Below are 17,349 nucleotides of genomic sequence, written 5' to 3' on the forward strand. Positions count from 1 at the left end.
TAGGCTGACAGAGGGGGGTATCTTCTCGAACCAAAATGGGCCGAAGGAAACCGGTCCTCGTCGCTGGTTCCGCTTGACCCTTTACTCGCCAATTACGAATCCGAGTACCATTATCTCTTTAAGCAGATCTGGTCCGTCGCTCAAGATACAGAGGCTGCGCCTCTCGACCAGTATTACGTGCTTCCGAATGTGGGTCGGCGGCTATTGGAAACTTTCTTGAGCTTCAAATTTCCAGGTGGAAAGCCCACTCTTGGTTTGTTGATGTCTAAGGTTGAGTTTGATCCGGCAAAGAAAACTCGCCTGTTGCGTTTTTTACATGTTCATTCCCATCATGATCGTGTTGCTGATCCGGAGCACGACCTCTCAACGCTCAGCGAAGCTCCTCAGGTGTTCTCTGACCTATTGGGGCTTATGCACGCTCTGGATGAAGGACACTACAAAGGTTTGGTGGCGAGCATACAGCAACAGTGATGCTGGGTAAGCAATCGGTTCTATTGATTCCTGCCGTTAGCAGGCTACAGTTTGAGTATTCTTGTCGTAAATAAGGAAGTAACCAATGCCGATAACGGACTATCATGCCAAGTATTTTGCCTACGAACTCACCAGGCAGCGCCGTGGCGGAGACGTTGGTCGGCTGACTCAATCATTGTTCGATGCATCAGTCGATCTGAACCCACACCAGATCGATGCAGCGCTCTTCGCTCTACAGAACCCTTTGGTTAAAGGTGTGATCCTGGCGGATGAAGTCGGCCTCGGTAAGACCATCGAGGCAGCCCTGGTGCTGGCACAGTACTGGGCAGAACGCAGACGAAGACTGATCGTCGTCTGCCCAGCGGCACTGCGTAAGCAATGGGCAAACGAATTGGCGGAGAAGTTTCATCTGCCCACGCAGGTTCTGGATGCCCGAACCTATAGGGAATTGCGTAAGCAGGGGGTGGCAGACCCGTTTGACCAGCCCGGTGTGAACGTCATTTCTTACAATTTCGCCGCGAGAATGTCGGAGAAACTGCGGCTGACACCGTGGGATCTGGTGGTATTCGACGAAGCTCACAAACTCCGTAACGCCCACCGGGATAGTCACCGTACTGGTCAGGCTATCAAAGAAGCCTTCGGCGCTTGCAACAAGCTGCTGCTGACGGCAACCCCATTACAGAATTCCCTGATGGAGCTGTACGGACTTTCGACGGTCATCGACAGCCAACTGTTTGGTGATGCGCTCAGTTTCCGTCGCCAGTATCTGCGCGGTGGGGAAGACCTGGAAGGCCTGAAAGATCGGCTTCAGGAGTTCACGAAGCGAACCTTGCGTAAACAGGTTCTGGAGTACATCCGCTACACACAGCGACGCGCCATTACTATTCCCTTCGCCCCTTCGGAAGATGAACTGCGGCTTTATCACTTAGTGTCAGCCTACCTGCAGCGTGAGAATAGTTACGGTGTCCCCCATCAACAGCGTCACCTGGTCACTCTGGTGGTTAGAAAACTGCTGGCATCCTCCACAAGTGCCATTATCAATACGCTTGAGACGATGATCGATCGGTTGAAAAAGCTGGAGCAAACTCATGAGGATGAAGATAACTGGCTGGAAAAACTGATCGGTAGTGAGGATGTCGAAGATGACTTCCTTGACGAAGCAGCTGACGGGGAGGGTGATTACCAAGTTGAACAACTTGATGAGCCCATACAGCTGGACCGCCTCCGTGGAGAAATTGCTGAATTACAACAGTATCTGGACCTTGCGCACAGGATCACCGAAGACGCCAAATCTGAGGCGCTACTAAATGCGCTGGAACAGGGTTTCAGCCACATGACGGAGATGGGGGCGGAGCGTAAGGCTGTTATCTTCACCGAAAGCCGCCGAACTCAGGATTACCTGCTCAAGTACCTGGAACGCCATGGCTATCTCGGCAAGGTCGCCACATTTAGTGGTACCAATAATTCCAGCACTACGCAGGCGATTTACAAGCGATGGCTCACGCGTAATGAAGGTTCTGATCAGATTACCGGTAGCCCTGCAGTTGACCGGCGCACAGCGATTATCGATCACTTCAGGGACGATGCAGAAATACTCATTGCCACCGAAGCTGCAGCAGAGGGCGTTAACCTTCAGTTCTGCAGCCTGGTCGTCAATTACGATCTGCCTTGGAACCCCCAGCGGGTAGAACAGAGGATAGGGCGTTGCCACCGTTATGGTCAAAAATTTGATGTCGTCGTCATCAACTTCCTCAACCAGAAGAATGAGGCAGACCGGCGGGTCCTTGAACTGCTCAGTGAGAAGTTTCACTTGTTCGACGGCCTGTTTGGCGCGTCAGACGAAGTGCTGGGCCGAATCGAGTCCGGTGTCGACTTTGAGAAGCGCATAGCGGCCATTTACGACACCTGCCGGTCTCAGTCCGAAATCGAACAGGCCTTCAATGATCTCCAAAAGGAACTGGAAGAAAGCATCAACCGGCGAATGCAAGAAACTCAGGAAAAGCTTCTGGAGCATTTCGATGCCCAAATCCACGACTTGCTGAAGATCCAGCGCGAGAGAGCAGAGCAGCAGCTGGACTGGGTAAGTCGCCTCTTCTGGCAGCTCACCAGGCATCAACTAGCCCCCTTCGCAACCTTTGATGAGAACCGCCTCGCATTTGAGTTGAACGAAAGTCCTTTAACCAAGGTGCCCACCGGATTTTTCGAGCTGATCCGAAAGGGCGAGAAACCGTCAGAGCACGCCCACCTATACCGGTTAAGCCACCCCCTCGGTGAGTATGTTTTGGACACTGGCCGTAGGTTGGAAACGCCGGTAACTGAAATGGTGTTCAATCTGTCCGGCCACGAGGCGAAACTTTCCGCACTTCAGAACCTGCCGGAAAAATCCGGCTGGCTTGAACTGAATTTGCTTGAGCTGCAAAGCTTTCAGCGCGAAGAGCATCTGGTTTTTACCGCAATCACGGATGCTGGGCAGCTGCTTGATGAAGAGCAATGCGAACTCTTTTTCCGGCTGCAGGGTGAGGTGCTGAGCAATGACGCTGACGGCCCCGTTCACCAACCGGGGCGGCAGCTAAGTGAAACCGTTACCAGGCAACTGGATGCCCGGCTCAGCCGATTGCTCGATGAGAACAACGAATACTTCCAGCGTGAGCGGACCAAGCTCGAAGCCTGGGCTGATGATCAATTGGTGAGTGCAGAGCAAAAGCTCGAGGACACAAAAGCTCAAATCAAGGAAGCAAAGCGCCAGTCTCGCCTGGCAGGGAGCGTTGAAGACCAGAAGAGCGCCCAGGAGGCGATCAAGCATCTCAGTAAGTTGCAGCGCCGACAGCGACAGGAAATCTTCGATGTGGAAGACGAGATAGAAGCCCGCCGGGATGCCTTGATTGATGCCCTGGAACGCCAGATGCACCAAAGCAGTAGCACCCATCATCTGTTTCGAATTCGATGGCGCTTAGCCTGATCTTTAGTTGTAAGTTCGATTAACAATCTCCCAGCTATTTGTGGGAGAATCTCCAGCATTTCAGACCTGCCAAGTTCGATTTTCAAACAGGGAATACCATGAGTAACGCGACACAGCAGTTAAAAGCCCAGCAACGTCGACAGAAATTTGCCGATCTTTTGCGCGAAATGTTTCAGCTAAATCAGCCGGAACTGGATTTTGGGCTCTATCGCATTATGCATGCCCGTAAAGACGACATTAATCGATTTATTGATCAGGACCTACCGAGAATCACTCAGGAAGCGTTCAGCCAATACGCCAGCCAGGATCAGGCTCAGCTGGCAGCGGAACTGGAAGAGCATATCAAGAGCGCGAAAGGGCTGGGTATGGACCCAGACGCGATTCCCAAGGTGCAGGAGCTCAAGCAGAAACTGCAGGGTGGATTTGACCTCGCGCGGGAAGAGGGCGAAGTTTACGACGCATTGGTCACGTTCTTTAACCGCTACTACAACGAGGGTGACTTCCTGTCACGCCGGGTATACAAAGACGGCACCTACGCAATCCCCTATCAGGGGGAAGAGGTCGTGCTGCACTGGGCCAACAAAGACCAATACTACATTAAAAGCAGCGAAACCTTGCGAGATTACAGCTTCCGCCTGAATCCGGATGCAGGCCCCGGCGAAGACCCCATGCGCGTTCATTTCAAGTTGGTGGATGCTGGGGCAGGAGCAAAAGATAACAACAAGGAATCCGCTGATAGTCGCCGAGTCTTCGTGCTTAACGCAGAGAACCCATTTGAGCTGGTAGAGGGAGAAGCAACCGAGCACGGTGACAAACACACAGAACTGCAATGTCGATTCTTATTTCGGCCGGCAACGGAAAGCGACTGGACGGAAACCGAGAAGAAGAAAGCTACAGCTGCAGCCCAGAAGAAACAGCCGACACAAGATGCGCTCCGAGCAATTGCTGGAGAAACGCTTCTGGGGGCAGCCTCTACTTTGCCAGAGCCCTGGAAAAGCGCGATGGGAAAACCCTACCGTAAGGCTGATGGTAATCGAGCTGATTATTCGATGTTAGCTGGACAACTGAACAACTACACCAAGAAGAATACGTTTGATTATTTCATCCACAAAGATCTTGGTGGATTCCTGACGCGGGAGCTTGATTTCTACATCAAGAACGAGTTACTGGATTGGAATGATATTGCCTCGTTGAAAAACGATCCGGCGAGACTCGCCCCCCTGGTAAGTAAGATTGAAGTAATTCGCTCTCTGGGTGAGAGGATCATTGCTTTTCTTGCGCAGCTCGAGAACTTTCAGAAGAAGCTCTGGTTGAAGAAGAAGTTTGTAACAGAGGCTCACTACTGTCTTACTCTTGATCGTCTAAAATATTACTCCGATCTATTTGATGAAGTAATGTCAAATGATGCTCAGCTGGAGGAATGGTCGACAACTTATAAAATTGATGTTGATGACTTGCAAAAAGAATACAAATCCAATGGTGTGAAGAGTCTGGCGGAAGATTACAGGTATCAGTACTTGATGGTCGATACCTATTTTTTTGATAAGTATTTTAAAGAGCGATTGATTGCGAGCTTCGAATCAATTGACAAAGACTGTGATGGTTTGTTGGTTAACTCTGAAAATTTCCAGGCTTTGAATCTTATTAAGGAAAAATACCGTAATAGGGTTCAGTGTATCTATATTGATCCTCCTTATAATACCGATGCGTCGCCTATAATTTACAAAAACGGTTTTCGCTCATCTTCATGGGCGAGTATGCTTAATGATCGAGTGGCGTTGGGTTCCGAGTTTTTGAAGAGTAATGGTATATTCTGTGCAACTATTGACGATTTTCAATTCCGAGAATTAAGTTGGATCATTGAAAGTATCTTTGGTGAAGAAAGCATTCTTGGTACATCTACTATTCGTAACAATCCAGCGGGGCGGTCCACGAAGAAGGGCTTTGCAATTGCTCATGAATACGGGATTTTTGCACGAAAAAGCCAAGATGTTGCCCTCGGTCGTCTAGAACATAGTGAAAAGCAAAAAGAAAGGTATAAGGAAAAGGATGAGAGAGGCCGATTTGAATGGGTCAATTTCCGAAAACATGGTGGTGCTAACGCTAATCGATCCGCTAGGCCTAAGCTATTTTATCCGATAATTATATCGGGCGATAGAATCAGGATCCCAGAAATGGAATGGGATGCTGTCCAGCGAGAATGGAAAATAATAGAGAGACTATCCGGGACACAGGAGGTGATAGTTTATCCGATCGCAGAAGATGGGGCCGAAAAGACATGGAAATGGGAGCATGCTTCGGTTACAGAGAGCATCAATGAATTCTGTGTGAGACCGGATAGGACTGGCTCGCCTTCCGTTTATCTCAAGGCTCGTATAAATGAGGATGGAACTTTACCACTCACTATTTGGTCGGATTCGAAATACTCTGCCTCGGATTATGGAACAAACCTATTGAAATCTATGTTCCCGGGGGAGCAAGCTTTTAGTTTTCCTAAATCGGTTCATGCTGTCGAAGACAGTATTACTGTTTCGTCTGGGAGTGATCACGATGCTATCGTTCTTGATTACTTTGCTGGATCGGGAACCACTGGGCACGCTGTAATTAACTTAAATAGAAAGAATGGTCATAGTAAGAAATTTTGCTTAGTCGAGATGGGTGAGTATTTTCGAGAAGTTACATTGGGTCGCCTAAAGAAGGTTGTATATAGTCCGAAATGGAGGAATGGGTCGCCAGTTTTGGATGGGCAAGGTTTTAACTTCTGCAATTCTTCGTACATGTTCAAGTATATGTCTCTCGAAAGTTATGAGGATTCACTGGGGAACCTTTCTATACAGAGACCTAAGACATCGTCAGGCTTGTTTTCTGATCAGGAGCTATCAAGCTCCGTTGCTCACGAAGCCTATGTGTTGAATTATATGCTTGACGTTGAAACAAGAGATTCACGATCCTTGCTAAACACCAAGCTTTTTACAGACCCGGGAACATATAAGCTCAACGTTCGCTCTGCCGGAGGGGATGAAACTAAACCAGTAAATGTCGACTTGCTTGAAACTTTCAACTACCTCTTGGGCTTGGAAGTAGAGCATATTGCGGTATCTATTCACTTCGAGGCGGAGCTGATCCGAGGGGAATACGGGCGTTGGCAGGCTAAGGTTAAGCGCAGTGAAACCGGCAAATGGTGGTTCCGAACCGTCTACGGCACGAACCGGGCAGGGCAGCAGGTGTTGGTAGTATGGAGAAACCTACCGTCGGTCATTGATGGTGAGGCCGATGGTATCCAAAAGGACAACGCCGTGCTAGATGCGGTTCTGATCGAGAAGCTCTCTATTCGCCTGACCGAAAGCCAGGACGACGAGATCGACGTGCTGTATGTAAACGGTGACCACAATATCAGTATCCCCCGGTCCCGCAAGGGGAAACCGATGGAGCAGGCGCGTATCCAGCTGATCGAGGAAGCTTTCCATCGGCTGATGTTCGCAGACACTGAAGCGGTTCACTAAGGGGGGGGTATCATGGCAGCACGGAAATCCGCCAAGGGCAGCAAACAGACGTTGCCATTCCGCCATCACTTGGTGCTCAACCAGTGGTTGTTCTCTCTGTTCGGCTTCGACTCTCTCAGTGGGCAGTTTGATTTGGGAAATCGGGAAGCGCCAACTCTAGAGGCGTTCCGCGACCGTTTCCAGCTGATCGGCGAAACCAGCGGCCGCAATGCCGAGGGGGAGCATCTGATCATCCAGAGAATGCGGGAAAATCTCAACGAAAACGCGAAGCTGAGCGATGAGCAACTGCTGGAGTACGACCGCCGGATTAAGCAGCTGACAGATACCATCAATAACGCGCGGCTGGCCTCCGGTGAGGAGCCGATTGAATGGAAATACTTCCAGTACTTGATGCTGCTGTTCACCGAGATCTACCTGGACTATCTGTTCACCAAACCGGATGAGTTGCTGGACGCGCTCAACCAACAGATTGAACGTTGGAATGATCATTGGGTAGTTGAGCAGGGCTTTAATCACAAACCCCTGAATTTACTGAACCCAGAGGATGATCTGTGGCCGCAGCTCAACATGGTGGCTTATTGGAGCGCGACTGGTTCGGGTAAAACCCTGATTATGCACGCCAACATCCTTCAGTATCGCTTTTACCTTCAGCGGTATGGCAAAGCCGGGGATATAAACAAGATTATTCTGCTGACCCCCAACGAAGGGCTCACCCAGCAACACTTGCGTGACCTGGAGAAATCCGGGATCAGGGCCAGTGAGTTCTCTGCCCGTGGTGGCGACCTGTTCGCCCAGGATGTGATTGTCATCGACATCAACAAGCTCCGCGATAGCGAGAAGAAGAAGACAGTTGCGGTCGACTCCTTTGGCTCTCGCAACCTGCTCTTGGTAGACGAGGGCCATCGTGGAACGGCTAGTGGTGGTGGCAGCTGGTACGACTATCGGCAAAAATTATGTTCGCTGGGTTTCTCCTTCGAATACTCCGCTACGTTTGCCCAGTCAGGCTCCAAACACGAGAACCTGCGTCAGACCTATACGAAGGCCATTCTGTTCGATTACTCCTACCGACATTTTTACGGGGATGGCTACGGTAAGCAGTCTCAGATTCTGAATCTTCAAGCAAATCCCAATGCCCAGGATGAATTTCGATATCTGGTTGCCTCGTTACTGTGTTACTACCAGCAACTACGGTTGTTCGAAGAGCAAAAGGCCAGCTTCAAGCCCTTCAACCTGGAGAAGCCTCTATGGGTGTTTGTAAGCTCTAAGGTAACGGCAACGCTGTCCAGCGGTGAGGCTTCAGACACCGTTCAGGTGCTGGCGTTTATCGACCAGGTATTGCACAAGCAGGAAGAAACGGTCGCCGCGATTGATTACCTGCTGAAACGCGGCATGGTTGCCAAGGGCGGTACCGATCTGCTCCATGGTCGGTTCAATTACCTGAAAGAGCTGGGTGAAGGCGGGGATTCGCTGTATCACGATCTGCTAGTCAGGGTATTCAGTAGTAGTGGCGGTCGACTCCATATCGAAAATATTACCGGTATTCCTGGTGAAATCGCGCTTCGAGCTGGCACGTCAGACACCCCGTTCGGTGTCATCAACGTGGGGGATGATGCAAAGCTGGTCAAACTCTGCGAGAAGCACGACTTGTTCACTCAGGATTCTCGCTTTAGCGAAAGCCTGTTCCACGGCATCAACACCGAAAGTTCACCGGTCAAGCTGCTGTTGGGCTCGAAGAAGTTCACCGAGGGCTGGAGCAGTTGGCGTGTTTCTAACATGACGTTGATGAACGTCGGCAAGAATGAGGGTGCCCAGATCATCCAGCTGTTCGGCCGTGGCGTTCGGTTGAAAGGCTGGAAAACGACACTGAAGCGTTCAGCCGAGCTTGCCACTGGATTGAAAGAAGCAGGCATTGAGCGGCCTGACCACATTGGTGTTTTGGAGACCCTGAACATCTTTGGGGTGAAGGCCGATTACATCGCTCAGTTCCGGAAGGAGCTGGAAGACGAAGAGATCCCGGTTAACGAGGGCCTTGAAGAATTCGTGCTTCCACTGATGCCGATGAAGGACCTACGCAAGGACCTTCATGTTGTGCGGGTTAAGGAAAGCATCGCCAATAAGGCTATTGGCGGCTCCGGTACGGCGTTTCAGGAACTTGCCGAACAGGTGGTACTGAAGGCGCCAGGGGATTTGCAGCTTACTGAGATTGACTACTTTTGCAGTCCACCAAGGGTCATCCTGGACTTCTATCCCCAGGTTGGACTGTTCGCAACCGACAAGAAGGGCTTTCAGAATACCGGGGCCAAGATTCAGCGTCTAAAGCCGACTCACATTGCGCTGCTGGATATGCAGCGCCTTTATTTTGAGTTGCTGGCGTTCAAGAGGGACAAGCGTTGGTCAAACCTGACCATCACCCCGGATGTCGTTGAAAAACTCCTGACTGATAATCGGTACGACTGGTACCGGCTCTATGCCCCGGATGAGGCGATGGAGCTGGGCCGGTTGGAGAAGATGACGCTATGGCATGACATGGCGATATCCCTGCTCCGAAAATACTGCGAGCTGTTCTACGGATTCCGCCGGAAACAGTGGGAAGCGGACAAGCTGGAGTACAGACCGATCACCGAAAACCGGAAGTACCTCCCAGGTGTAAGTGAAGCCACACCAGAAGGCAGCTACATGGTCACCCTTGACCGGGTTCGCCACCAGTCCTTGATTAAACAACTCTCGAACTTGAGGGAGAGTATCGAAAAGGGTGATGTGGATGCCTGGAATGGAGCGGTCAAAGAGGGACTTGAGTTTATCTGGTGCGAACGGCACTTCTATCAGCCGCTGCTGGCATCCACCCAGGGGCTGGATTTTCAGGTGACTCCGGTATCCCTCAACAAAGGCGAGGCGGATTTCGTTCGCGACATCCAGGCGGCAACTAAGACTGGGGCTTTTGAAGGCTACGAGGTTTACCTTCTGCGCAACCAGACCGGTCAGGGAGCCGTGGGTGTTTTCGTTGATGGTGGCTTCTACCCGGACTTCATCCTTTGGCTAGTGAAGGGCCAATCCCAGAAAGTAGTTTTCGTCGACCCGAAAGGCCTGCGCCATCATAAACCGGACGATCCCAAAGTTCGCTTCCATGAGACAATCAAGGACATTGAGGCAGACCTTCGCAAGCAGCGTCCGGAAAATGCCGGAATCGAGCTGCATGCGTTCCTAATCTCGGAGACGCATTCGTCTCAGTTGGTGAGTCAGTGGAAGGATACGACGGGCCATGCAGTCACTCGGGAACTCATGGAAAGCTGGAATATACTATTTCGTGAGGAAGATGTTGAGTATGTTAAGAAGCTGGTCAAGGCGGTTACTTGATTGGGACGACGAGTTGGGTGACAGTTATAGCCAGTGCGTCTTTCACGGACAGTGACTTCAATTAACTACAAGGGAAAAGCATGCACGAACCTCGCATTAAAGAGTCCTGGGGTAAAAGCTTATGTAGACGTACCGTCAGGGTTTGCGAATCTTGGTTCGTGAAGCATATCGCTCGACCGATCCTGTTTCTCTTTCCGCCCATACTGGTGACGACGCTGGCCGTTAGACAGGGGCTACACGCAGACGTGGTCGAGTTTGCTGGTGAATCAGTCGGCAACTTTCTTAACAGCTCAGCCTTAATAATCATTGTCGGAACCTATGTCTATGTAGTACTCATGAAAGCGGCTTATGCTGCTATCCGGTCATACGCCAAACCTGCACGGCAGCTAGAAACCGGAGATCTTTTCGCTTTACTGAAGGCTATTGATATTGTTGTCGGTGATAAAACCAAAAGGTTTAATTCTGAAGCGAAATTGAGAATGAAGGCAGCTGATGTGTGCGGCAGGAAAACATTTCTGCAGATTACCCGGCCAGATCAGCAAATACCGCTGCTTATCGCGGGGATCAGAAGCGTATTCGAGTTCATGGGCTCGAAAAATACAGCATTTAGGGTAGGGCTTATCAAAATTGAAAATGATAAACCCGTAGATTGGTACTCCTTCGATCCAGCATCCTCGCCTCCTCGTACACCTGCAGCAGACCTTAAGGCCCCGACGAGCACAGTGTCACGTTGTATTAAAGCTCGCTCAATAGTAGTTGTGGAGAACATCGGTAAAGAGTTAGCGAAAAAGACAAAGGGGGTGGTCTCCAACTCTAAGTGCAACACCCAGTTTAATGAATGCCTGACGGCGCGTCTTGGGTACGTTTAACCAGATCCATAAACACTTCCAATGGCGCTTTGAAGCCTAACCGCTTCCGAGGCCGTGTATTAAGCTGGAAGGCAAAGGCGTCAAGCTCCTCCTGACTGAACACCGACAGGTCGGTTCCCTTGGGCATGTATTGCCGCAACAAGCCATTGGTGTTCTCGTTGATGGCTCGTTGCCAAGGGCTATGCGGATCTGCAAAGTAGATCGCCGTACCCGTCTTTTGGGTGATCTCAGCATGGCGCACAAGCTCTCGACCCTGATCGTAAGTGAAGGTCTGGCGCATTTCCAAAGGTACCCGATTCAGTGCCGCGCTAAACCCCTGAACGGCCGCCGTGGCGGTGGCTCCGTCCATTTTGGCCAGAAACACCAGGCCACTAACACGCTCCACCAAGGTTCCAACAGCTGAGCGATTGAAGGCGCCTTTGATCAAGTCGCCTTCCCAATGCCCAGGCAGCAATCGCTCTTCGACTTCCGGAGGTCGCAGATGAATACTGACCAGATCCGGGATTTGCTGGCGACGATCAACCCCACCAGCCCGAGGGCGACGTTTGGTGTGACCCTGCCGCAGGCAGGTAATCAGCTCTTTGCGTAGTTCACCGTGAGGTTGAGCATAAATGGTTTTGTACACAGTCTCGTGTGAGACTTGAAACTCGGGATGATTAGGAAACATAGCCTTCAGTGTGCCGCTGATTTGCTGAGGAGACCACTTGTTTCTCAGCATGTCGACGACCACCCCATGCAAGTCGGTGCCCTCAACCAATTTGCGCCGTGGCCGACACCGTAAGCGGGCTGAACGCGCTGCAAGTACCGCAGCTTCAGCGTCGTAAGGCTGACCTTTTACTGTGCGTCGACGCAGTTCTCGAGTCAGGGTGCTGGGTGAACGGTTCAGCTCTCGGGCAATAGCGCGAAGGCTATGACCCTGACGCTTCAAAAACATGAGTGTCACGCGATCAGTGGCACTGAGATGATGATAGTGTTTTTCCATGGCAACACGATACTCGATTAGAGGGTGTTGCACTTAGTTATTGAGACCGCGGGGTGAGCGTCGCTTTATGAGAGGTAATGTCCAAAATGGGGAGGAAGGAGCTCAACTATGTTACCCAGTCATCCATCCTGCAACTAATAAAATTGAGTACGTGATTACAATTGCCGGCAATAGGTCTCTATGCCTTGTGGAGAAACATTCAGAGCTTTATGCGTGGGTTATTGAGCATTTCTCGGTGCGTATCACATTGGAGCATAGCCTCCTAATTCTTAGGGAGAGAGCACGTGAGTCAGAAGAACGATCAGCAGCCTAAAAAAGTTGTGATTAAGTTCAGTGTTGATTGCTCATCCAGCGAAGCAGCGAAGCAATTACGACGGTCTGAATTTGAAGAGTCTGTAAAAAAAGATTCCGATATGTACGGGAAAAAGAAAAATAATAGCGATTCATAATAGATTTTGTCAGGCTAAATTCGCCCAGTGTGAGAGGGTGAATATGGCGAGTCGCCGGCAAGTTAACGCTACAGCAACGGTTTTTTGCGCCATCTCACAGCTAAGAGATGGCTTTACCACATTCCCTCAAGGGCTTTTTTGCGCAACTCAGGCTTGAGCCGTTTTTAGGCGCACACCTTCTTCAGTCGCCGGTTTTGATCTTCTAGCTCTTTCATGCGTTTGATCATGGAGGTATCCATGCCTTCAAATATGGCTTGCCACTTATAAAAATTGTCAATGTTCATTCCGTGCTCTCGACAGAGTTCCGGCACCGGTATACCGCTCTCGGCTTGTTTCAAAATTGCCATAATCTGGTTGTCTGGAAAACGTGACTTCTTCATGCAGAATCTCCCTGCGGGTAGCTTACGAAAAATTCTACTTTTGATCGCCGCTGTTTTTCGGGGGAATTACACCGGTAGACAAGTTATTTTGATGTATCTGATTCATTGGCAAGATAGGGGCTCGATGCTCATCTGACTGACACAGCGGCCACGTTTTTCCGTCACCGTTAGGTAGGTACGACTATCAATTTTGTACCGGTTTGGCTGAGGGTAGGTTCATGATCCCGTGCTTCGGGTGAGCCGCATAAGCGTAGCGAGACTAATAGCTTTGAGCATTTGAAGTGATCAACGGTAGAGCACCTTGCAGACTCAAGCGGCGGGTGTAGTTTTGATAGCAAATCATGAACAAAAGGCGGGAAAATGGATCGGTTAATTTATATGATTTTGGGAGCTGGGATCGGTCTCATGATCAGTCCTTTAGCCGCTTTTGTCGGGGCTGTTGTAGGTATACTGTCCAAGGACTTGTGCAGTGTTCAAACAGCGGTAGAGTTGTTGCCGACCAACTCCGACATGGAACTCGATGAAGATGAAGAGTGGTTGCTGACCAATCCTTCCAGTCCATTATTAGACGATTCGTCGATGAGCATCTCAAATAGCTCATTGGATAATGACAATTTCGGCCTGGAGATTAACCCAGCAAATGGCTTGCCGATGGTCGACCAAGCGATTGATGTTGCTGGAAACCCATACGGTATGGACAACTAACTAGAGCGTAGAGAAGTGTACGTGCGATTTCCGTCACCAGAATTGTGACATAAATGGGAGGCTGTTGTAGGTTGCGGGTAGCGGTAGCCGATTACACAGCGTTAGGAGCCTCACTTAACCATGGTCGCACAGTATCGTATGGCTCGATTACGATCGCCTCGGTCGGTCCAAAAAAAGGGAAGGCAGAGGAATCGTTCGGGCAACATTTTGAGAAATCTGATGTGATCTTGGCGAGTTCCGGAATGTGTGATCAAGGCCCGTCGTCTGAGTACTTGCAAATGCTCCGGGATGATCCGAGAAATACAATTATCTTGACGGGCTTTCAGTCCAAGAGTTCTGCTGGGCGGGCTCTCTTGGAAGGCTCTGAGCAAGGTGCGGAAGTTGTCGATTTATCGTCTCATTATTCGGGGCATGGTGATCAGCAAAAACTTTTGGACAATATTTTCGAACTTGTTGGCTATAAGGGCAGGCAGGGGGGGACAACTGTTTTCATCAATCACGGAGAGCCTGGTAGCAAAGAGACGTTCAGAGCAAAGATCATGGAGCGAAACAAGAAAAAAGAAAAAAGACCAGGGCAGAGGAAAGTTGCCAAGGCTCTGATTGCTAATGATGATTGGTTTGATCTTGAAGCAGGCGATTATGCGCAAGACACCCGGTCTCTGACCAAGCAGGAACTACAAGAGGAAATTGAGCGATTGCAGAAACTGCTTCAAACCGCGTAGCGGAAAATAGCATTGGCATGATGCCGAAATACCCTCCCTCTGGTGCCGATTGTAGCCCTGTCTGACGAAGCCTTGAGCGATATTAAGTAAACGTCCTATTTCGTGTGAACCGCTGGTGTACCTGTGGGTTCACTGGTGCAAAAAGTAGGTCATTCGGATGAATTGATCAGTGTACCGTGAGTGAACCTGTAGGTTCACAGCATTACTCATGATGAGCGCAGTTGATGAGCAGGATACCGCCAGTGAACCCACAGGTTCACTGGCGTACCTAGCCTGGCCTTATTTGGTTGAGCTCGAAAAAAAGCAGCGGCAACCCGCCATTTTCAGGACTTGCGAAGTTGCTCCAGTTATCTCAGAATCATGTCAGACGTCTGTCCGCGACGCATAGCGGAATAGAGCTAGCTGGGCCTCGAACAGCTGCGGCCATGCCATCGAACTAGATGGTAAGCCGCCTGCCAATCGGCAGTACCGCAAAAACTCACACCATTGAGTCACTTCAGACCGCTGTATCGGACCTCCCGGTTTCAGCCTCTCAGTAGGGATTTGATGATCCCCCGGAGAGTTTCCGTTCAGTTTTTTTGCCACATGCATGCGTTTTGTCGCAATGCTGTTGCAAACCAGCCTCGACGTTTATTTTTAGACTCGACTTGCCCGTGCGTGGAATAGTTCTGGCTGATTTACAAGGCCACCACTAGGGCATTGTCACTTGTTCTACTATTTTTTAAAAAATCATTTTACACAGAGACAGGTTAGAACGATGTAATGCTAGGCCGCGCTACGCGCGGGATTAGCCGCCAACTTCGGTGGACGAAACTGGACGAAAACGTGGCTTCAGGCCAAATTTTCTCAATTTTAACCACCCTTTCTATTGCTCGAGCCGCGCCATCTGGAGCGCGGGGCTCAATGCCTACGCCGGGGCTGTATCACCCAATGTCCTATTGCGACAGGGTCGGTATCGCGCGCGACTTACCTCGCCACAGCACTCGATCCCGCAATGGAAAGCACCTCTTACCAGAATTCCGGCCTGACGCACCGGCACTGAAAGCGTCTTCTCTCAGAGGGTTTGCGTGCACCTGAAGCACAGCGCATCACTTAACAGCCAGGGAAAACAGTTATGAGAGGAAATAATCTTGGTTTAAAAACTCGTGACATGGCCAAAGCCGGTCGCTTTGCCATGAATCGGGAGGTGGCCGACGGCAATGCCAGTTTTTCGACGGCAGCCACCATTGGGGATCGATTCAATCTCTTTTCGAAGTTTGCTAAAGACAGGGGGCTGAGAAGACTTGAGGAAATTACAGTTAATCTTGTCACTGATTATGGCCAGGCGCTGGCTCGGCAGGTCGAGACAGGTGATCTGTCTGCAGCTTACGCCCAGAACCTAGTATCCGCGGTGAATACTGTTATGCAAGCGGCCACAAGAGGTAGTTGGGCATCTGTGAGTCCGACCAAGACGTGCAAAATACCTCAGCGGTGCCACGTGCGTGAAAACACCCCTGCATCGATAGACCGTGGTCTGGTCGACATGGCAATGGCGGCCATGAGTGAACGAGGACGCGCGATCACGAGTCTGGCCCGAGACCTTGGTTTGCGATCTAAAGAAAGCAGCCTGATCGATGCAAAAGCCGCTTTTATGGAAGCGAAGAAAAGTGAAAAAGTCACGATCGTTCACGGCACCAAGGGTGGTCGAAAACGGGAAGTGCCGATCAATAACGAACAACAGTTGGCGTCACTGGAGCATGCCTCTCACATTCAAGGTGAGGCTCGCTCTTTAGTGCCAGAAAATCAAACTTGGTCCCAGTTTTGTGAGGGAGACTTGAGAGATATTCGGGAGATTCTCCAGGCCCACGGGATGACGGGGTTACACGACCTTCGAGCTGGGTACGCATGCGATCTCTACGAGAATATTACCGGTGAACTACCGCCGCTTAGTGGCGGCAAGGCATCGAAAGCGGTCGACATGGCTGCACGAAAAGTGATTGCAGTCGAACTGGGACACGGTAGAACTGACGTTCTGAGTTCCTATATTGGAGGAAGGCCATGAATCAAGAACTGTTTTATAAGCTGCACCAGCATGCCCGTCGAGGAGGGAAAGTTGCCCGGAAACGACAGCTCCAGCGTGTAGACCGGTTAATTAAGTGGTGCGGCAGGGCGCCAGAACAAATTGGCCGAAGGCAGATCCATGAGTTTTATAGGGCTCATGATTTCGCACCGACGACGGCCAGAGATTATGACAGCGCTATCCGACTTTTATGGGGAGTTATGGGAAGAGCCGGCGAGCCGCCCCGACCACCACAAACACATGAGTAGTTCTTTGTCAGTTTGGAAGTGACCGGCTGGCAGATCGCGATTCATGAGAAAAATAGAAGCTGCTTCCTCAATTGCGACACAGGGGCAAAATGGTAAATTTCAAACTGACTATTCCTCTCTCTCTGTGACACTCGCTCTGGTCATTTTTATGACCGCTTGCACTACTATCTACGAACCTCCCGTGGTTGCCGGCAAGCTGATCTGAACATCGGACGGAGAAGACTCTCGTCCGACGTGGACTCTTGCGCCGACTGCGATAAAGGATTCAGCAGACCAGGCTGTCCGTGTGGTTAGAATGAGTAACCGGCACAGCACGCAAACGGGCGCGCAAGATGCTGCCATGGTTGATGCTCGCGGCCGGGTTGCTATTTATTGTAGCCAGCCAGGTTAAAGCCAAGGTCGAGCGGACTGAACGCGGAGCTAATTCGCAGAGTGGGGTTCAAGACCCAATGCAGGAGCTGAACTGGATTACGCACCTGCTTTCTGTTCACGCAGCTATGCCCATGAATTCGCTTAATGTTGGAAGGTCCGATGAGATGGAGGATATGGGCCGGCTAGATGAGGACGAATGATGAATAGAGGTTTTCTTCTCATGACAGTCAGTCTTCTATTTATGGCATCTGACTTGGCCTGTGCAAACGATATACC

General features: G+C 50.5%; 9 protein-coding genes and 3 pseudogenes. 10 read left to right on the plus strand and 2 right to left on the minus strand.

The annotated features are described in order from the left end of the window. Nucleotides 1-57: 57 nt before the first annotated feature. The 5 genes and pseudogenes from KO508_RS09085 to KO508_RS09105 form a co-directional block, all read left to right on the plus strand. Nucleotides 58-471, plus strand: a pseudogene (locus KO508_RS09085) (AAA family ATPase); the annotation flags it as partial. An 85-nt stretch (nt 472-556) separates the two neighbouring features. Continuing rightward, on the plus strand, nt 557-3,430 hold the full coding sequence (locus KO508_RS09090; RefSeq protein ID WP_216008012.1) for an SNF2-related protein: 2,874 nt from the start codon (nt 557-559) through the stop codon (nt 3,428-3,430). 98 nt (nt 3,431-3,528) lie between these two features. Continuing rightward, the gene (locus KO508_RS09095) at nt 3,529-6,933 is read left to right on the plus strand and encodes a site-specific DNA-methyltransferase (protein WP_216008013.1); all 3,405 of its coding nucleotides are present in this window, start codon (nt 3,529-3,531) and stop codon (nt 6,931-6,933) included. Nucleotides 6,934-6,945: 12 nt separating this feature from the next. Then, complete coding sequence (locus tag KO508_RS09100) at nt 6,946-10,287, plus strand: DEAD/DEAH box helicase family protein (protein ID WP_216008014.1); 3,342 nt, start codon at nt 6,946-6,948, stop codon at nt 10,285-10,287. Between the two features lie 80 nt (nt 10,288-10,367). Beyond that, nucleotides 10,368-11,156 (plus strand): hypothetical protein, encoded by a 789-nt coding sequence (locus tag KO508_RS09105; RefSeq protein WP_216008015.1) that lies wholly within the window; start codon nt 10,368-10,370, stop codon nt 11,154-11,156. Here KO508_RS09105 and KO508_RS09110 read toward each other — a convergent pair. Beyond that, nucleotides 11,119-12,138 (minus strand): IS30 family transposase, encoded by a 1,020-nt coding sequence (locus KO508_RS09110; protein WP_216008149.1) that lies wholly within the window; start codon nt 12,136-12,138, stop codon nt 11,119-11,121. The two genes, KO508_RS09105 and KO508_RS09110, sit on opposite strands and share 38 nt — an antisense overlap. 284 nt (nt 12,139-12,422) lie before the next feature. On the opposite strand from KO508_RS09110, the gene KO508_RS09115 reads away from it, so the two are divergent. After that, nucleotides 12,423-12,587: an ATPase gene (locus tag KO508_RS09115; protein ID WP_153045480.1), complete on the plus strand. Its 165-nt coding sequence runs from the start codon at nt 12,423-12,425 to the stop codon at nt 12,585-12,587. Between the two features lie 30 nt (nt 12,588-12,617). Here the strand turns inward: KO508_RS09115 and KO508_RS09120 are convergent. After that, a pseudogene (locus KO508_RS09120) lies at nt 12,618-12,967 on the minus strand (transposase); the annotation flags it as partial. A 360-nt stretch (nt 12,968-13,327) separates the two neighbouring features. On the opposite strand from KO508_RS09120, the gene KO508_RS09125 reads away from it, so the two are divergent. The 4 genes and pseudogenes from KO508_RS09125 (at nt 13,328) to KO508_RS09135 (ending at nt 16,435) form a co-directional block, all read left to right on the plus strand. Continuing rightward, entirely contained in the window at nt 13,328-13,672 is a 345-nt protein-coding gene (locus KO508_RS09125) for a hypothetical protein (RefSeq protein WP_216008016.1), read from the plus strand. 53 nt (nt 13,673-13,725) lie between these two features. Continuing rightward, nucleotides 13,726-14,013 (plus strand): annotated as a pseudogene (locus tag KO508_RS19050) (hypothetical protein); the annotation flags it as partial. A gap of 12 nt (nt 14,014-14,025) precedes the next feature. Further along, nucleotides 14,026-14,394, plus strand: coding sequence for an MBL fold metallo-hydrolase RNA specificity domain-containing protein (locus KO508_RS09130; RefSeq protein WP_252738029.1), 369 nt, complete (start codon nt 14,026-14,028; stop codon nt 14,392-14,394). 1,114 nt (nt 14,395-15,508) lie between these two features. After that, nucleotides 15,509-16,435 carry an integrase domain-containing protein gene (locus tag KO508_RS09135; protein ID WP_216008018.1) on the plus strand — a complete coding sequence of 309 codons (927 nt, stop codon included), beginning with the start codon at nt 15,509-15,511 and terminating at the stop codon, nt 16,433-16,435. Nucleotides 16,436-17,349: the final 914 nt, after the last annotated feature.

This window comes from Marinobacter salexigens, assembly GCF_018860765.1.
GTDB lineage: Bacteria > Pseudomonadota > Gammaproteobacteria > Pseudomonadales > Oleiphilaceae > Marinobacter > Marinobacter salexigens_A.

Excerpts from the sequence above, each read along its gene's own strand:
- KO508_RS09090 (WP_216008012.1), top strand. The coding sequence starts at position 557 with ATGCCGATAACGGACTATCATGCCAAGTATTTTGCCTACGAACTCACC.
- KO508_RS09095 (WP_216008013.1), top strand. The coding sequence starts at position 3,529 with ATGAGTAACGCGACACAGCAGTTAAAAGCCCAGCAACGTCGACAGAAA.
- KO508_RS09100 (WP_216008014.1), top strand. The coding sequence starts at position 6,946 with ATGGCAGCACGGAAATCCGCCAAGGGCAGCAAACAGACGTTGCCATTC.
- KO508_RS09105 (WP_216008015.1), top strand. The coding sequence starts at position 10,368 with ATGCACGAACCTCGCATTAAAGAGTCCTGGGGTAAAAGCTTATGTAGA.
- KO508_RS09110 (WP_216008149.1), bottom strand. The coding sequence starts at position 12,138 with ATGGAAAAACACTATCATCATCTCAGTGCCACTGATCGCGTGACACTC.
- KO508_RS09125 (WP_216008016.1), top strand. The coding sequence starts at position 13,328 with ATGGATCGGTTAATTTATATGATTTTGGGAGCTGGGATCGGTCTCATG.
- KO508_RS09135 (WP_216008018.1), top strand. The coding sequence starts at position 15,509 with ATGAGAGGAAATAATCTTGGTTTAAAAACTCGTGACATGGCCAAAGCC.